Genomic DNA, 16,978 nt, shown 5'->3' on the forward strand with positions numbered 1-16,978 from the left:
TTTATACTACGCGTGCGTTACTAGCCAACAGTTATGAATCTGTTTATTACGCGCAAAATCTAATGGTAACGTTTGAGAAGAAATATTCTGAGCCTTCAAACCCAATTCAGCGAGTGATTCTTCATCCATCTTGAAGTGACGTTTGTTATTTGAAAATACGATTGTGCCTTCACTTCTCAGTAAACGTTTGAGGTTCTTCATTAGCTTAATGTGGTCACGTTGTACATCGAATGATGTTTCCATACGCTTAGAGTTAGAGAACGTAGGTGGGTCAATAAAGATCAAGTCGTACTCACCTTTTGCGTTTTCTAGCCATTGCAAACAGTCCGCTTGTTCATATTTATGTTGGCGCCCTACACAGCCATTAAGCTGCATATTGTCTTTCGCCCAGTTCAAGTAGGTGTTTGACATATCGACAGTTGTAGTGGAACGCGCACCACCAACTGCAGCGTGCACTGTTGCACTACCAGTGTAAGCAAACAAGTTAAGGAAATCTTTACCCTGTGCCATTTCGCCAAGACGACGACGAGTGATCTTATGATCCAAGAACAGGCCTGTGTCTAGGTAGTCATGAAGGTTCACGATCAGCTTCACACCGTACTCGTTTACTTCGAGCGTCTCTGATACCTGACCTAATTTTTGGTACTGGCTTCGACCTTTCTGCTTCTCACGAACTTTCAGTACAACTTTGTTCGCTTCGACACCTGTCACCTGAATCGTCGCACGGATAATGTCCGTTAGACGACGCTTGGCTTTTTCTTCAGGGATGTTCTTAGGTGCTGCGTACTCTTGAATCACAATTTGATCGCCGTACACGTCGATCGCTACGTTATATTCTGGAAGGTCTGCATCGTAGATACGATAGCAGTCTAGTTTCTCTTTACGCGCCCACTTGCCAATCTTGCCAATGTTTTTCTTCAAACGGTTTGAGAAGTCTGGTGCGATTTGAACGTTAGTATCTGCACCTTTCACTTCATCAGCGCTGCGCTCGGCAATGCTGTAGTTCTTTTGGTGACACGGTAACGCACCATTGTTCAATTTAAACTGTTTATCAGCGCGCATACGAAGGCAACTCAAGAGCTCGTCTGAGCTAGAGAAGATAGATGCTTTACATCCGCCAAACTCAGATTTTAGCTGTCCACCGAATGCGGTATAGAGCGCAATCAGCCCCGGCTCAGTTCCTAGACGCTCACCGTAAGGTGGGTTTGAAACGATAACACCGTGTTCAAATCCTGCGGGACGAGTAATAGTTGCAGCATCACCTTGCGCAAACTCAATCAACTCTTCAACACCTGCTCTGCGGGCGTTTTCTTGAGCGACTTTTAATACTTTGGGGTCGTTATCGAATCCAAAAAACTTAGCGTCAACTTTCTTGACACCTCGTCTAGCTTGAACATTAGCCTCTGATTTAATCTCAGCCCAGGTCTCCGGTTCAAAGTCTTCCAAAACTTCGAAGCCCCATTGTTTGCGCTTAACGCCAGGTGCCATGTTGGCAGCCATCATTGCCGCTTCAATAAGCAAAGTACCAGAACCACACATTGGATCTAGTAATGGTTGATGCCCATCCCAGCCACAACGCATGATAATCGCAGAAGCAAGCGTTTCACGTAATGGCGCACGACCCGATTCTGGTCGATAACCACGCTGATGAAGACCACTACCTACCATGTCTACCCCAAGCAACGCTTTATCTTTATGCAAACGAACGTGAATACGAATATCTGGGCGTTCTTTGCTGATATTAGGACGTGGCAAGCCTTTATTCTCAAAGCAATCTACGATGCCATCTTTGACCTTCATAGCTCCGTATTGGCTATTTCTAATCTCACGGTTTGTGCCGTTAAAGTCCACAACAAAGCGTTTAGAGCTATGAAATTGGTTAACCCAGTTAATAGTGGAAGTGGATAGATACAAGTCCATGTCGTTGTTACACGTGAACTCAGATAAAACACGTACAAATCGAGACGCTAAACGGCTCCACAAACAACAGCGATAAACCTGTTCGTTTGTCGCTTTAAATTTTACGCCTGCCTGTACTGGTTTCGCATTTTCAATGCCTAGTTTAGTCAGTTCTTCAACAAGCAAATTTTCCATGCCATTTGAAGTTACCGCGAGATATTGATTCATAGTGTTCTTTCGCTGATAAAAAATGGCTTCAATTATACCTGACTTTACGATCAATGCCTCGTTTTTAAAGGTATTTTCCCACCCGTTAGTTCAAATCATCACCACTCAAATGATCTAAAACTTTCAACATCTTTAGTTTGAATGTTTTTCATTCATGAACGTATTTTGTTTCCTTTAGAAGAAGTGAATACTTATTTACATGCATTTTGGTATATACCAGTCGGGATTGATTGATGTAAATTACTTACAAATACCCTTTATAGGGGAATAAATAGGTTTTTTTTAGGCGCTAGGTTGCCTAATTAAAGGAGTAATCAAATTGAAATAAGTAAAATAAAAGTGACCAGCTTCATGTTTGCATGCATAGAAAACAAACAGTTTCATGGTCTTTCGGATTGGAGTGTCAGAGGAAAGGACAAAAAAAATCGACCCAATAAGGTCGATTAAGGCAAACAAAGGAACGAAATAAAGAAAAATTAAACAGCTTTAACCCACCATTGCCATAGGGGTCATTGCAAAGAGGTGGTTTGCACAAGCCATGCGATCATGCATTACTTTAATCGGCTGCCCAAATTGAAGCGCCTTATTGCCATCAAGAACAAAGGCTTCTTGGTTAACATAAGCACATAAGCTCGATGTTTCGCCTGGTTCTAGAACGATGAACATACCATCAGAATATTGATTTGTGAGAAAGACCATGTCCCCTTCTTGAGGTTCATAATCAGAGGACTGTGCATCGAAGAACCAGCTCTTAGGCTGTACAGGTTTATGAAAACGCTTTGCAGCAACACAATACAGTGTTAATTCAGCTTGGCGATATTCACTGATATCGAGACAGCGAATGCGCTCATTAAACGTTTGAAATGCGCTGGCGTCATCAACGGTAAATTCACTGTTTGAGAAGGCACAGTTAACCAACAATTTTCGGGATAGATTGGTTTGGAAAATCATTTCCTCCCCCAGATCCAGCATTAAGCAAGCTTTTTGCTCGTCAAAATACCAATTCCATTTGTCGCTGGGTTTAAGCATTATTCCGTTCTCTCTTGACTAGTTAAATCAGTGGTAAAGAGGTAAGACGCTTAATTACCTACTCGTGATTTTTAAATTCTACAAACGAACGGATAAAAAAAAAGAGGAAACAAAGTCCTCTTTTTTATGTAACAGGTACTGATTTTTCAGTAGTTTTTGATGTATATGTTAAAGATTCTTAACAATATCACGTACGAGACCTGGGCCGTGGTAAATAAAGCCAGTGTAGACTTGAACAAGTTTAGCGCCTGCCATGATCTTTTCTTTGGCTGCAACATAGGAATCTACACCACCAACACCGATAATTGGAAGTTTGTCTCCAAGCTCTTCATGAAGCTTACGTACGACCTCCGTAGAGCGTGATTGCACAGGGCGACCACTCAAGCCACCTGCCTCATTGGCGTGTCTCATCCCTTCTACGATCGTGCGATCCAAAGTTGTGTTAGTCGCGATCACACCATCTATATTGTTTTTCAATAAAGAATCGCAGATTTGGCAGATTTCATCGTCACTTAAATCTGGCGCAATCTTTAATGCTAACGGGACATACTTGTTGTACTTCTCTGATAACTCCGCTTGTTTCGCTTTTAATTCGGAAAGCAGTTCATCAAGCGCTTCACCATATTGAAGTGAACGAAGACCTGGAGTGTTTGGCGATGAGATGTTTACTGCAATATAGCCAGCATACTCATACACTTTTTCCATACAAATCAGGTAGTCCTCTGCCCCTTTCTCAATTGGCGTATCTTTATTTTTACCGATATTAATTCCGAGAACACAATTGAATTTTGCTCGTTTAACATTCTCGATCAAATTATCAACGCCTAGGTTATTAAAGCCCATGCGGTTGATGATCCCTTCTGCTTCCACTAAACGGAATAAGCGTGGTTTATCATTACCTGGTTGTGGTCGTGGCGTTACAGTGCCGACTTCGACAAAGCCAAAGCCCATGGTATCAAATGCTTCAATACATTCGCCGTTTTTATCTAAACCAGCCGCAAGACCAACAGGGTTACGGAATGTTAGACCCATACACTCAACTGGACGAGTTGGTAACTGTTGGCGGTAAAAGAGATCAAGTGGTGTGCCGTTAAAGCGTTGGAAGTTCTTGATTGCAAGATCATGTGCCTTCTCGGCATCGAGTTGGAAAAAGCCAGTTCTGGCTAGACGGTAAAGCATTGTGCCTCCGAAAGAAAAAAGCCCCGTATAAACGGGACAATATTATTTACCGTTTTTCATCGTAATTCAATGAAAATGAACGTAATAAGTAAAAACCTATATCTTTATAAGATTTTTAAATATAAAACAAACAATTACAATCAAGTTTCTGCGATAAAAATCGTAACTAACCGCTTAAAAGCAATCGATTTCACTCTGTTTTAATTTCAATTCAATGTGACAATGTAACTATTTTCGTTCCAAATGTGAATAATAGATAATAAAAAGCCCCGTTAAATAACGAGGCTTTTACTTATGACTTGATTATTCCACTACTCTTTCGATGAGCAGTTGAGGTTTAAAAGTACTAGCTCTCGAAGTGCTACAGAGAACTTAGCAAATTCGTGTACTGAGCCAACTTTGAACTCGTTTAAGATACTCTCCCAGCGGTGCAACGATTGCTCGTTAGTTTCAATCCAATCTTCTAACGCAGCCATCACGTCAAGCTCTTCGGTTGAGCAGCCACAAGTCAGTACCTGAGCGGTAAGTTGACGTTGTTGCCAGTCCAGATCTTCACGGAATGCCGCTCTTGCAAGTGCTTGCCAGTTGTTATCAACGGCTTGGCTATTAATTTGCTTCAAGAACCAATGCAACGATAAACGGTCACCCAAGTTAAAGTAGAGTTTCGATGCTTGCTCAACCGTTTTACCTGTTTCACTTGCTACTGATGAAATATCCAGTGCAGATTGTAAGCTTGATAAGCGGGCAACTTGGTGAGCGAGTTTCTCTTCAACCCCTTTCTCTATCCAACCTTGAGCCAACTCATTGTGTTCTTCAACTTCAGACTCAACTAACATAGTGTCTAGGGTTTCAGTGATAACATTGACATCTTGCTTGTAGATAGCAATCAACTCACCGACCGTGCATTTGCCGCTACGGTTACGAAGCAACCAGCGTGCAATTCGACGCAGTGCTCGGCGCACGTAAAACATAATTTCGTATTGAGCTTGCGCTGTCGCAACGTTATCAAGTTTGCGAGTTTGCTTGAGGATTGCTTCTAAATCAAAGATTTCTCTAGCCGCACTGTAAGCGTTGGCAATATCGACAACACTTGCACCAGTTTCTTCTTGCAAACGAGTAACGAAGTTACAGCCCATTTCATTAACCATCTGGTTAGCCAATGCTGTAGCGATAATTTCAGCTCGCAGTGGGTGATTAACCATTTGATCTTTATAGTTACGTCGTAACGCACTTGGGAAATATTCAACAAGTTGTTTTGCATGGAATTCATCATTTGCGATTTCATCCGTAACAAGTTGCTGTTTAAGTACCATTTTACCGTAGGCAACTAACACTGATAGCTCAGGGCGAGTCAGACCTAGTCCCTGTTTTTCACGCTCGATTAGCGTTTCATCATCAGGAATGTATTCGAGAGCACGGTCCAAGTACCCTGCTTTCTCCATAGTGTGGATGAATCGAATTTGCTCCTTAACAATGCCAACACCTTGCTGTTCAGTAACAGAGATCGACTCCGACTGACGGTAAGCATCATCCAAGACAATTTCACCCACTTCGTCTTCCATAGACTCTAGAATTTGGTTACGTTGCTTAACCGTAAGATCGCCATTTGAAACCAGTCCATTGAGGAAGATCTTGATGTTGACTTCATTATCCGAACAGTCAACGCCACCTACGTTATCAACGAAGTCCGTGTTCACTCGACCGCCAGTTAGTGCGTATTCGATACGACCAAGCTGAGTCATACCCAAGTTACCACCTTCGCCAACCACTTTGGCTCTTAAGTCACGGCCGTCAATGCGCAGCATGTCGTTAGCACGGTCACCAACATCTGTATGAGTTTCTGTCGATGATTTAACGTAAGTGCCGATACCACCATTCCAAAGAAGATCGACTTTCATTTTCAAGATCATCTTTATCAGATCGTTAGGCGCTAAAGATGCTTTCTTCGTACCTAACATTTTCTGAATTTCTGGCGTCAACTGGATCGATTTTGATCGACGAGAGAAGATGCCACCACCTTGAGAGATCAAGTCTTTGTTGTAATCTTCCCAGCTTGATCTTGGCAAATTAAACAAGCGGTTACGCTCTTCCCAGCTGCTGGCTGAATCTGGATTTGGATCAATAAAGATGTGCATGTGGTTAAACGCAGCTTGCAATCGAATATGCTTCGATAACAGCATACCGTTACCGAACACGTCACCTGCCATATCACCTACACCGATTGCAGTAAAATCAGTGGTCTGACAGTTGATGCCCATTTCACGGAAATGACGCTTAACAGATTCCCAACCACCTTTTGCGGTGATACCCATTGCTTTGTGATCGTAACCGTTTGAACCACCTGAAGCGAATGCGTCACCTAGCCAGAAGTTGTATTCTGCAGAAACAGAGTTTGCCAAATCTGAGAAGGTTGCTGTGCCTTTATCGGCAGCCACTACTAGATATGGGTCATCTTCATCGTGACGAACAACGTTTTGTGGTGGTACCACCTCTCCTTCAATGATGTTATCTGACACATCTAGCAGTGCACGGATAAAGCGTTTGTAACAACGCTGACCTTCCGCAAAAATTTCATCACGAGTGGTGAGAGATGGCTGGCGTTTACAAACGAAGCCGCCTTTTGCACCCACTGGTACAATTACAGTGTTCTTAACCTGTTGCGCTTTTACTAAGCCAAGAATCTCCGTACGGAAGTCTTCTTGACGATCTGACCAACGCAAACCACCACGAGCCACTTTTCCACCACGAAGGTGAACACCTTCAATATCTGGTGCGTAAACAAAGATCTCGAATGCAGGTACAGGCTGCGGAATCTCAGGAATATCGCTTGGCTTCATTTTCAAAGATAACCAAGGCTTAGGCTGCTTATTCTCGTCTACTTGGTAGTAGTTGGTACGAAGCGTCGCCATGATCATTTCAATATAACGACGAATAATACGATCATCATCCAAGCTCTCTACACGATCCAACTGCTCTGTTAGCTTTTTAATTAGATCGTTTTGGCCTTTCTCGCTGCCTTTGTGTTTCGGATCAAATCGCTTGGTGAACAGCTTGACTAGACCTGTCGCTAAGTCTGGGTAGTGGCTTAGCGTGTCTTCGATGTACTGCTGACTGAATGGGAAGCCTACTTGGCGCATGTATCGTGCGTAAGCACGAAGAATGGAAATCTCACGGCCAGATAACGACGCACCTAATAACAATCGGTTGAAACCATCACTTTCAAGATTACCCGCCCAAATGGCAGCAAATGCTTGTTGGAAACGATCACGAGCTTCACGAAGGTCAACGGTTTTCTCGCTCTTATGCAGCATAGAGAAGTCAAGGATCCAGAAAGTCTGCCCGTTGTTTTTCTCGATCTCATATGGCGATTCGCCAATCACACGCAAACCAAGGTTTTCCAACATCGGCATTACGTCAGAAAGGTGAATTGGTTCATCGCGATGGTATAACTTTAAGCGGACAGCTTTGGAATCTGCACCCTCTTCTTGAGGTCGGTAGAACAACATGCCAAGTTTATTATCATCACTTAACGCTTCTAAGCGCTCGATATCTGCAACCGCAGAACCTGGCATCATGTCCTCTTTGTATGAGCGAGGGAACGCACTCATATATTCTTTTGAAAGAGGAAGGCCTTTGCTTTCACCAAAGTTAGCAATGATGGATTCTTTTAGTCTGTCATCCCAAGAGGTAGAAACTTCCATTAGATTTTGCTCGATCTTTTTCACGTCTACGTCAATGTTGTTATTGTCTACACGAACAATGTAATGTGTTCTCGCTAGTGGGCTTTCTGAGAAGTACGTTGTAAATTCAACCTCTTGCTCGCAACCAAAGTACTGCTTAAGAATGCGTTGAGTTTGACGACGCAATTCTGTGTTGTAACGATCTTTAGTGACATAAACCATGCAACTGAAGAAACGACCAAATGGGTCTTTACGAACAAACAAACGCAGCAAGTCACGATCTTGCATTTGTACAACACCCATTCCCACCTCAAGCAGCTCTTCTTCATTAGCTTGAAGCAACTCGTCGCGTGGGTAGTTTTCTAAGATATTGTGCAATGCTTTGTATGAGTATGATCCGTGACGGTATCCACTTGCTTCAAGGATACGGTCAACTTTTTCACGGATCAGAGGAATACTTTGTACCGCTTGGTTGTAAACGGCGGAGGTATATAAACCAGTAAAGCGATGCTCACCTATTACTTTACCGTTTTCATCAAACTTCTTAATACCGATGTAATCAGTATAAGCCGGACGGTGGATACGAGATGCTTTGTTACCTTTGGTGATGATCAGAGCGTATGGTTTTTTCGCTTCTAATCGCGCTGAATCTGATAATTCAGAGAGCTTGACGCTACGCACGCGCTTGTCATCAGCAAACAGACCTAGTCCTTTTTCTTTAGCAGGAACAAGTTCGGTATCACCATTGACCTCTTTTAAGTCATAATCTTTATAACCCATAAAGGTAAAGTTATGATCTTCTAGCCAACGAAGAAATGCGATCGTTTCATCCATACGATCAGTTTGGATAGAAACACGATCTTTATTTTTCTCAAGTTCATCAGTAACAAACTTAAGCTTATCAACCATCTGCTTCCAGTCATCAACGACTAAGCGAGTATCAGATAGAATTCTTAACAGCTCTTCTTTAAGCGCTTGCATCTCGTCTTTACTAGTAAGGCGGTCTACCTCTATGTGGAAAAGTGATTGAAGAACACCACCCTCACCGTTTACGTCTGTAACTTGGCCTTTTTTATCACGCTGAATCTGTGTTGGGTTATTCAACATTAGGTGACAAACAAGATCCAAACGTGCTAAAGCCATTTTGACTGAGTCCACTAAGAATGGACTATCTGGAACAACAATTTCTACGATTGTGTGTGTGGATTGCCAGCCTTGACGACTTACGGTCGGGTTAAATACTCGAACCGAAATCTCTTCTGGTTTTTTTTCATTGATATGGTGCCAAAGACTAACGACAGCACCATAAAGGTCGGATTCGTTTCGCTGAATTAGATCATCATCAGCAATGTTACTGAATAAGTGTTGAGCAAGTTTAGTTACAAGCGTTTGGTGAGAAAGCTCGAGTTTGTCTTGAATCAGTTGGTAAACCTTTTCAAGCAGAACCGGCACTACATTTTCACGCGCGGTCATATTCACACTCCACATTAGAATTGTTGTTTTGTAGGGGGACTTAGTAGCTAGGTTGTTACCTTAGAAACTAAGCATAGGTAATGCATGTGCCCATTGTAAAAGCATAATTACAAATGTTTAACAACTAATCGTAGTGGTAAGAGGTGAAATGTCCGATTCTGTGACTAAGATTCCTATTTAACTCTCTGCAAATACAATACATCACAGAGTTTCTAACTTAAGAAACTTATTATTTTGGTCAGTTGTTAGTCTAAACTGGCCTCTAACGCCCAATTGACTAAGAAATGGTCTAAATCTCGCGGCGGGTAACTGCAAACGCAAACCGTTGTGTGTGACAACTTGAACAACACTTGCCGCACCAGAATAATGAGATAAAAACGTTTGATATGAAATGTTGAGATTGAAGTAGTAATAGTTCATGAAGTGAAAACTAAGTGACATAAACAAATAAGGTGGTCTAAATGACCACCCTATTGTGTTGTTTACTATTCGTCTAGTGCTTTAGTCACTTTTTCGAATAGATCTTTAGCAAGATTATCCATTGCTTTGAGCTTTTCAAGTTCTGCACGAATCATTGCTTGGCGAGCTTCATCGTATTTACGGAACTTAAGCAAAGGATCAATCATTCGAGAAGCTACTTGTGGGTTCGAATCATTTAGTTGGCGAAGAATTTCACCGGCAAACTGGTAACCTACACCGGATTTATCATGGAAACGTACAGGGTTCGCACTTAAGAACGAGCCAATTAAGCTGCGCGTACGGTTCGGATTTTTCAAACTAAATGCTTCGTGGTTCATGGTTGCTTTTACTTTTTCAAGAGCATCCTCTGCAGGATTGCTACCTTGAAGTGCAAACCACTTATCCATAACCAAACCATCGTGCTTCCATTTATCGCTATAATCAGCCATAAGTGCTTCACGACACTCGAGCTGAGCGTTATTTGCGGCACTCATCGCAGCAATCGTATCTGTCATGTTATTTGCAGATGCGTACTGCGCGTTGACTAAATCATTACCTTTTTCCGTATATGCTAGGTACTGAAGGCAACGGTTACGTAAAGCACGCTTGCCAATAGCAGCATGGTCGATCGTATACTCTGTTTGCTTAAGCGTGTGATAAGTCGCACTTAGCTCATCTTCTAATTCCTTAGAAAGTGACACTGTAATGCTGTTTAGCACTTTGTCTACGGCATCGATATCAATTTGCTGGTACCAACCAGTAATCTCATTGATTGAAGGCATAGAGAAAACTTGAGCAATGAAAGCTGGCTCAAGCGTTTCATCCAACAGCACACCGCGGAAAGCATCTATCACACCTTCAGAAAGCGATACTTCTTGTCCCGCTTGAATATTTTTCACATTCTGACGAATGTATTTAGCCAATAGCATTTGGCTAGCGTCCCATCGAGCAAAATCGTTCGTTGCGTGCTTCATCAAGAAGACTAACTCGTCATCGCTGTAATCGTATTCTAATTTGACTGGTGCCGAGAATTCACGCAACAAAGATGGCACTGGCTGTTCTTCGACATTTTCAAATACGAACGTTTGCTTATCTTGTTTAATATCCAGCACGTTATGAACAGATTCACCGTTAATCACCAGTGGGATAACTCGACCTTTCGAATCATACAACTCGATATCGAACGGAATATGCAGCGCTTGTTTTTCTGTTTGGTCTTGCGTCGGCTCCGTAAATTGCTCTACCGTTAGTGCGTAAGTTTTTGCATCAGCGTTGTATTCGCTATTTACGCGTAGCGTTGGTGTACCCGATTGGCTGTACCACAAACGGAACTGTTTTAAATCAACACCGGTGGCATCTTCCATTGCAGAAACAAAGTCTTCACACGTCGCGGCGGTACCATCGTGACGTTCAAAATAAAGTTTCATTCCTTTTTGGAAGCCCTCTTCGCCAAGGAGTGTATGGTACATGCGAATAACTTCGCTGCCCTTTTCATACACCGTTAGCGTGTAGAAGTTATTCATCTCAATGACTTTGTCAGGACGAATCGGGTGAGACATTGGGCTTGCATCTTCCGCAAATTGAGGACCACGAATAATACGTACGTTATCAATACGGTTATCAGCACGAGAGCCTAAGTCAGAAGAGAATTCTTGGTCACGGAATACGGTTAAGCCCTCTTTTAGACTTAGTTGGAACCAATCACGACAAGTGACACGGTTGCCAGTCCAGTTGTGGAAGTACTCATGACCTATCACAGCTTCGATGCCTAAATAATCACGATCTGTCGCAGTTTGATCGTTCGCCAGAACATATTTTGAGTTAAAAATGTTCAAGCCTTTGTTTTCCATTGCACCCATGTTGAAGAAATCAACAGCAACGATCATGTAAATATCCAGATCGTATTCCAGGCCAAAGCGTTCCTCATCCCACTTCATCGAGTTGATCAGCGATGTCATCGCATGACCTGCACGATCTAAGTTACCTTTATCAACAAAGATTTCTAAATCAACACTGCGACCTGACATCGTTGTATATTTGTCACGCAATACATCAAAGTCGCCTGCAACAAGGGCGAACAAGTAAGCTGGTTTTGGATGCGGATCCTGCCATTGAACCCAATGACGACCGTTCTCTGCATCACCTTCTGCAATTCGGTTACCATTGCTCAGCAAATATGGGTAAGCCGCTTTATCTGCGATCACTTTTGTTGTGTATTTTGCTAGAACATCCGGACGGTCTAGATAGTACGTGATACGGCGGAAGCCCTCAGCCTCACACTGAGTACAAAATGCGCCGCCTGATTTGTACAAACCTTCGAGTGCTGTATTCGCTTCAGGATCAATTTTGGTGACGATTTCAAGTTCAAACTCGGATGGAAGATCGGTCAGTACCAGCGATGACTCCTTCACCTCGTGATGAGCCCAATCCTCACCATTTACTTTTACAGCGCGTAGCTCAAGCCCTTCGCCATCGAGTTCTAGCGTTGTTGTATCGCCTTTTTGAGCAACTTTTGATACCGCCGTAACGATTGTGTCATTGTCATATAGATCAAAAGTAAGATCGATATCAGTAATCGCATGAGATGGCTCTTTATAATCTTTACGATATTTGGCCAGGGGAGCTTGAGACATGAGCATAAATCCTTGTATGTCGAACAACAAAAATACCAGACTGCATGATCAAAAATGCAGTTCTGGTATCACTATATAAGCTATTTGTAGGGGTTGTGGTATCAGAATACAAGTCTTTCCATCAAAAAACGGAGCTTTTAGTGCTCTAGCTCCGTTTTTTGATTAACATTTAAACAACATTAATGACTTACCGTACGCACGCGTAATTTGGCGCATGTTAAAGGCATCATGGCGTAACTCTATTGAGTACGGCGTACATATCACCATTGGAATCTTCGATCGTTAGCTCATTCTTGTTGAGCTTATACGTGGTTCCATGCTCGCCATTTTCATACAGCAGAACCAAAAACTCATCTTCTGTGTAAAACACACCTTGTTTGATGGACTCATCCCCTTCTTCGTTCGAAACCCTAAACATGAACACGAAATCAGGTTGAAGTATCAAATCCATCTGATTAATGTTGTTGGCCACAAGACCGTCGCCAGATACGTGAGAGCTAGACCAAATACCTGCAAGTGAATTAGATAATCCTTTAGTGAACGTTACACCATTAAGATCAAGCGTATTATGGTTGTTGCGATAGGCATAAATTTGAGGCTCGTCGGTGTTTAAACCAAGAACGATTGTGTCTTCATTTGCATTATACAGCCCTTCCCAATGGTCAACGGAATAGTCTTTCTTTTGAATATCAATAGAAAAGCTGTAGTCAGAACCTAATGAGAGTTTGATCGCGCGAAAGTTTTCAGCCGACTCTTCGGGGTTTGGGTTCATTAAATACCAGTCTCCGATGAGAAACGGCGTGTCAAAGTGACTTAATTCATCTTCTCTGGTGTTTTCTCCACCAACCACACTAAAGCAGCAAAAGCTAAGTAAAATAAAGAACCACTTCATATCGGCATCCTTATCATTTTCTTTTAGCTTAGCCAGTAGTCTTCACTTTCGCGAAATTTTAGATGTAGATCACGTAAATTATTGGGGGAAAATAAGCGAATATCTTGCTCGATATCGAGACAACGGAAGACAAAAAGGCATAAAAAAAGAGTGAATCTGAAAGACTCACTCTTTTTATTCTAAATTGCCAGTTATTATGACTGATTTTCCTGCTTAAGTAGATCGACCATAATCGCGACAGACTCATCTAAATAAACATCAGGAGCCTCGTAATCTTTTGGTATGTCATCCAATGTTTTGAATGCTTTTTTACCCAAAGCAACTTGACGTTCATTTATGCGTTGTAATCGAAGGGCTTCCGCTTTATCCGATTCAGCTTTACGAACTTTTTCGTTCAAAGACAAAGTATTATCGTCTTTTTCTTTACGATATTTCTCGATGTCTTCATTGATAAAGCGGAACTCCATTTCATCAGAAATACGCTTGTTATGAAGAGCAGTAAGTTTTTCAACTAAGGCGTCGTTACTTGGAAACGTTTGATATTGTGCTTTATCAATCTGATCCCAAGGTAAAGCATTGTCTTCAACACTTTCACCTGTTTCAGAAGCCTCAATTGGCGTTGGGTACGAAATATCTGGTGCAACACCACGATTTTGCGTACTTCCACCGTCAATACGATAAAACTTCTGAATCGTGTACTGAACGTAGCCTAGCTCTTTATCGAAAAGATCGTAAATATGATTCAGTGAACGATGTTGCTGAACTGTACCTTTACCGAAAGAGTTTTCACCTAAGATGATTGCACGATTATAATCTTGCATTGCCGCTGCAAAAATTTCAGATGCTGAAGCACTGTAGCGGTTAATCAACACCGTCAATGGGCCATCATAACTCACTTTTCCATCGGTATCGGCATTCACCTTGATGCGGCCATAGCTGTCACGAACTTGAACTACAGGACCTTCTTTAATGAATAAACCTGTCAATGCCGTCGCTTCTGTTAGCGCACCACCACCATTGTTACGTAGATCAACGATTACGCCGTCAACGTTTTTGGTTTTCAACTCAGCTAGTAATTTATCGGTGTCTTTCGATAAGCCGACGTAGAAACTTGGTACTTCTAAAATACCAATCTTCTTACCGTCTTTTTCGATGATTTCTGACTTAACCGCACGATCTTCTAAGCGAACTTTGTCACGAACAATTGTGACAATGTAACTCTTAGCATCGTTACCTTCTGGCAAGATCTGTAGATTAACCTTTGTGCCTTTAGGGCCTTTGATTAACTGAACAACATCATCCAGACGCCAACCGATCACGTCGACAATTTCTTCACCGTCTTGTCCAACACCAGTGATTCGGTCCCCTTCACCAAGTTGCTTACTCTTTGATGCCGGACCGCCAACAACAAGTGAACGAATTACTGTGTAATCGTCTGTCATTTGCAAAACGGCGCCGATGCCTTCTAGAGAAAGGTTCATTTCCGATTGGAATTGCTCGGCATTACGTGGAGAAAGGTAGCTTGTATGAGGGTCAACCTGTCGCGCGAAGGCATTCATATACAACTGAAATGCGTCTTCATTGTTGGTCTGTGTGATGCGCTTCATCGCGTTGTTATAACGCTTCTCTAAAACTTCTTTAATCTCTGGCCACTCTTTGCCAGTCAGTTTCAGATTTAACGCGTCATATTTCACACGCTTGCGCCACAACTCGTTGAGCTCTGCTTCGTCTTTTGGCCATGCGGCGTCAGAGCGGTCTAACTCTATCTCGTCATCGGTATCAAACTTGATCTCTTCATCGAGTAGAGTTAACGCATAAGCAAAACGATCGAAACGCTTCTGCATTGAGAGGTTGTAAACATCAAAAGCAATTTGGTTGTTGCCCGATTTAAGCTGATCATCAAGCTCGACTGACCAATTTTTAAATGAATCGATGTCTGCTTGAGTGAAAATATTTCTATTGTAATCAAGCAACTCTACATAGCGTTCAAATATCGCTTTAGAGAAATCATCATTGAGGCTGAAGTGCTTATAATGAGAGCGGGTAAATCGCGAGGTGACTCGTTTGCTAGCTGTTTCATGCTGAACTTCAGGAGAAAGAACCGGCAGGTCATCTTTATGTAGTTTGGCTTCAAGAGCCTGAGCTGATGCTGCTAGCCATAAGCTAGCAGCAATCAGGGTCACTTTTGAACGGCAATTCATGCGTAGGAGTATCTCCTTTATGCGCGCAAGTGCTCCGCTTTCACAACCATTTGTAGGCCGTTAGCAAGTTGAACACGTACATCATCCTTATTGATTTCAACAATGGTCGCTGCCATGTTTCCTTTGCCCATGTTCACGTTAACTGCGTTACCTACTGTGATTTCATCAGCATTTAGAGCGCGCGTTTCTACAGGCTTAGTTGGTTTTTGTACTTTTGGTTTATTAGTACGACGAGGCTGTTGAGGCTTTTTAGCCGCAGGTTTCGCTTTCGCCTTACCTTCTTCACGAGCTTTTTGTGCTTGTTCTTTACGACGAGCCTGAACTTTCGCCTTGCTTTCTGCAAGTGTCGCTTTCGCGTGTTCAACGTGCTCTTCTTCTAGCTCACCACAAGGGTTGCCATCTAGGTCTACACGTACTGCACCTGGTTTTACACCGTGTAGGTAACGCCATGATGAAGTGTACTGTCTTAACGCTGCACGAAGCTGTGTTTTGCTTACTTTTTCGTCTTCATTTAGACGTTCCGCAAGATCTTGAAAAATACCAATTTTCAGAGGTTTTGCTTCACCTTCTAAAGTAAAGCACTTAGGGAAACATTCAGCAATATATGCAATAACTTCTTTGCTGTTTTTTAACTTTTCAGTCATGAGGGGTCCTGATTTGAGCGGATTTCCGCGAGCATTAAGAAAAAATATTCTCGTATTATAGTGACATGCCAAGGAAAAACCACACTCGAAGGCTAATTTATGCGTCGTTCGCGTGTGAATTAAGCAGCTTTTCTACTTCAACCATGAAATGAGTGAGACCTTCTTCGTCTGTTTCATTAAATCGGCCAATACTTGGACTATCAATATCAAGTACACCAACCACCTTTCCATTAATAGAAAATGGAATCACAATTTCTGAATTGCTCGCTGCATCGCACGCAATATGCCCCTCAAATTCGTGAACGTCGTATACTCTTTGTATAGTATTAGTTTGTGCAGCAGTACCGCAGACGCCTCGACCCATTGGGATACGAACACAAGCTGGTTTTCCTTGGAACGGACCAAGAATAAGCTCTTCACCTTTTGTTAGGTAAAAGCCTGCCCAGTTAAGATCGTCAAGTTCCATGAAAAGCAATGAGCTCAAGTTTGCTAGGTTCGCAATAAAGTCTGGTTCAGACTCAATTAGAGCAACAGCTTGTTTGGTTAGTCTCTGGTATTGTTCTAAGTTCATATTAACTTCCTACTTACTATAAAAGCTTCCATTCTCAATGTATGGCGCTAAAATGCAGCCCTACTTTATAATAGGACTTATTCTCAATTA

General features: G+C 42.3%; 10 protein-coding genes. All 10 read right to left on the reverse strand.

Features of this window, described 5'->3' with window-relative positions; translation table 11 throughout:
• Positions 1-6: 6 nt before the first annotated feature.
• Complete coding sequence (gene rlmKL / locus R7R78_RS02290; RefSeq protein WP_053350765.1) at positions 7-2,127, reverse strand: bifunctional 23S rRNA (guanine(2069)-N(7))-methyltransferase RlmK/23S rRNA (guanine(2445)-N(2))-methyltransferase RlmL; 2,121 nt, start codon at positions 2,125-2,127, stop codon at positions 7-9.
• Positions 2,128-2,613: 486 nt separating this feature from the next.
• Entirely contained in the window at positions 2,614-3,156 is a 543-nt protein-coding gene (locus R7R78_RS02295; protein ID WP_005377444.1) for a cell division protein ZapC, read from the reverse strand.
• Between the two features lie 168 nt (positions 3,157-3,324).
• Positions 3,325-4,335, reverse strand: coding sequence for a quinone-dependent dihydroorotate dehydrogenase (pyrD, locus tag R7R78_RS02300; RefSeq protein WP_225472945.1), 1,011 nt, complete (start codon positions 4,333-4,335; stop codon positions 3,325-3,327).
• Positions 4,336-4,646: 311 nt separating this feature from the next.
• Positions 4,647-9,488, reverse strand: a complete 4,842-nt coding sequence (locus tag R7R78_RS02305; RefSeq protein WP_086046766.1) for an NAD-glutamate dehydrogenase — start codon at positions 9,486-9,488, stop codon at positions 4,647-4,649.
• A gap of 201 nt (positions 9,489-9,689) precedes the next feature.
• Positions 9,690-9,908: a DUF2835 domain-containing protein gene (locus R7R78_RS02310; RefSeq protein ID WP_005377440.1), complete on the reverse strand. Its 219-nt coding sequence runs from the start codon at positions 9,906-9,908 to the stop codon at positions 9,690-9,692.
• A gap of 65 nt (positions 9,909-9,973) precedes the next feature.
• Positions 9,974-12,580: an aminopeptidase N gene (gene pepN / locus R7R78_RS02315; protein ID WP_225472946.1), complete on the reverse strand. Its 2,607-nt coding sequence runs from the start codon at positions 12,578-12,580 to the stop codon at positions 9,974-9,976.
• Positions 12,581-12,806: 226 nt separating this feature from the next.
• Positions 12,807-13,472 carry a hypothetical protein gene (locus tag R7R78_RS02320; RefSeq protein ID WP_062730582.1) on the reverse strand — a complete coding sequence of 222 codons (666 nt, stop codon included), beginning with the start codon at positions 13,470-13,472 and terminating at the stop codon, positions 12,807-12,809.
• A gap of 194 nt (positions 13,473-13,666) precedes the next feature.
• The gene (prc, locus tag R7R78_RS02325; protein ID WP_213962515.1) at positions 13,667-15,673 is read right to left on the reverse strand and encodes a carboxy terminal-processing peptidase; all 2,007 of its coding nucleotides are present in this window, start codon (positions 15,671-15,673) and stop codon (positions 13,667-13,669) included.
• Between the two features lie 17 nt (positions 15,674-15,690).
• A complete protein-coding gene (gene proQ, locus R7R78_RS02330; protein WP_005377435.1) occupies positions 15,691-16,317 on the reverse strand; it encodes an RNA chaperone ProQ in 627 nt (208 codons plus the stop codon).
• Between the two features lie 97 nt (positions 16,318-16,414).
• Entirely contained in the window at positions 16,415-16,888 is a 474-nt protein-coding gene (locus R7R78_RS02335) for a GAF domain-containing protein (protein WP_017634278.1), read from the reverse strand.
• Positions 16,889-16,978: the final 90 nt, after the last annotated feature.

The sequence above is a fragment of the Vibrio sp. 2134-1 genome, assembly GCF_033339495.1.

Excerpts from the sequence above, each read along its gene's own strand:
- rlmKL (WP_053350765.1), bottom strand. The coding sequence starts at position 2,127 with ATGAATCAATATCTCGCGGTAACTTCAAATGGCATGGAAAATTTGCTT.
- prc (WP_213962515.1), bottom strand. The coding sequence starts at position 15,673 with ATGAATTGCCGTTCAAAAGTGACCCTGATTGCTGCTAGCTTATGGCTA.
- pyrD (WP_225472945.1), bottom strand. The coding sequence starts at position 4,335 with ATGCTTTACCGTCTAGCCAGAACTGGCTTTTTCCAACTCGATGCCGAG.
- R7R78_RS02335 (WP_017634278.1), bottom strand. The coding sequence starts at position 16,888 with ATGAACTTAGAACAATACCAGAGACTAACCAAACAAGCTGTTGCTCTA.
- R7R78_RS02320 (WP_062730582.1), bottom strand. The coding sequence starts at position 13,472 with ATGAAGTGGTTCTTTATTTTACTTAGCTTTTGCTGCTTTAGTGTGGTT.
- R7R78_RS02310 (WP_005377440.1), bottom strand. The coding sequence starts at position 9,908 with ATGAACTATTACTACTTCAATCTCAACATTTCATATCAAACGTTTTTA.
- R7R78_RS02295 (WP_005377444.1), bottom strand. The coding sequence starts at position 3,156 with ATGCTTAAACCCAGCGACAAATGGAATTGGTATTTTGACGAGCAAAAA.
- proQ (WP_005377435.1), bottom strand. The coding sequence starts at position 16,317 with ATGACTGAAAAGTTAAAAAACAGCAAAGAAGTTATTGCATATATTGCT.
- R7R78_RS02305 (WP_086046766.1), bottom strand. The coding sequence starts at position 9,488 with ATGACCGCGCGTGAAAATGTAGTGCCGGTTCTGCTTGAAAAGGTTTAC.
- pepN (WP_225472946.1), bottom strand. The coding sequence starts at position 12,580 with ATGTCTCAAGCTCCCCTGGCCAAATATCGTAAAGATTATAAAGAGCCA.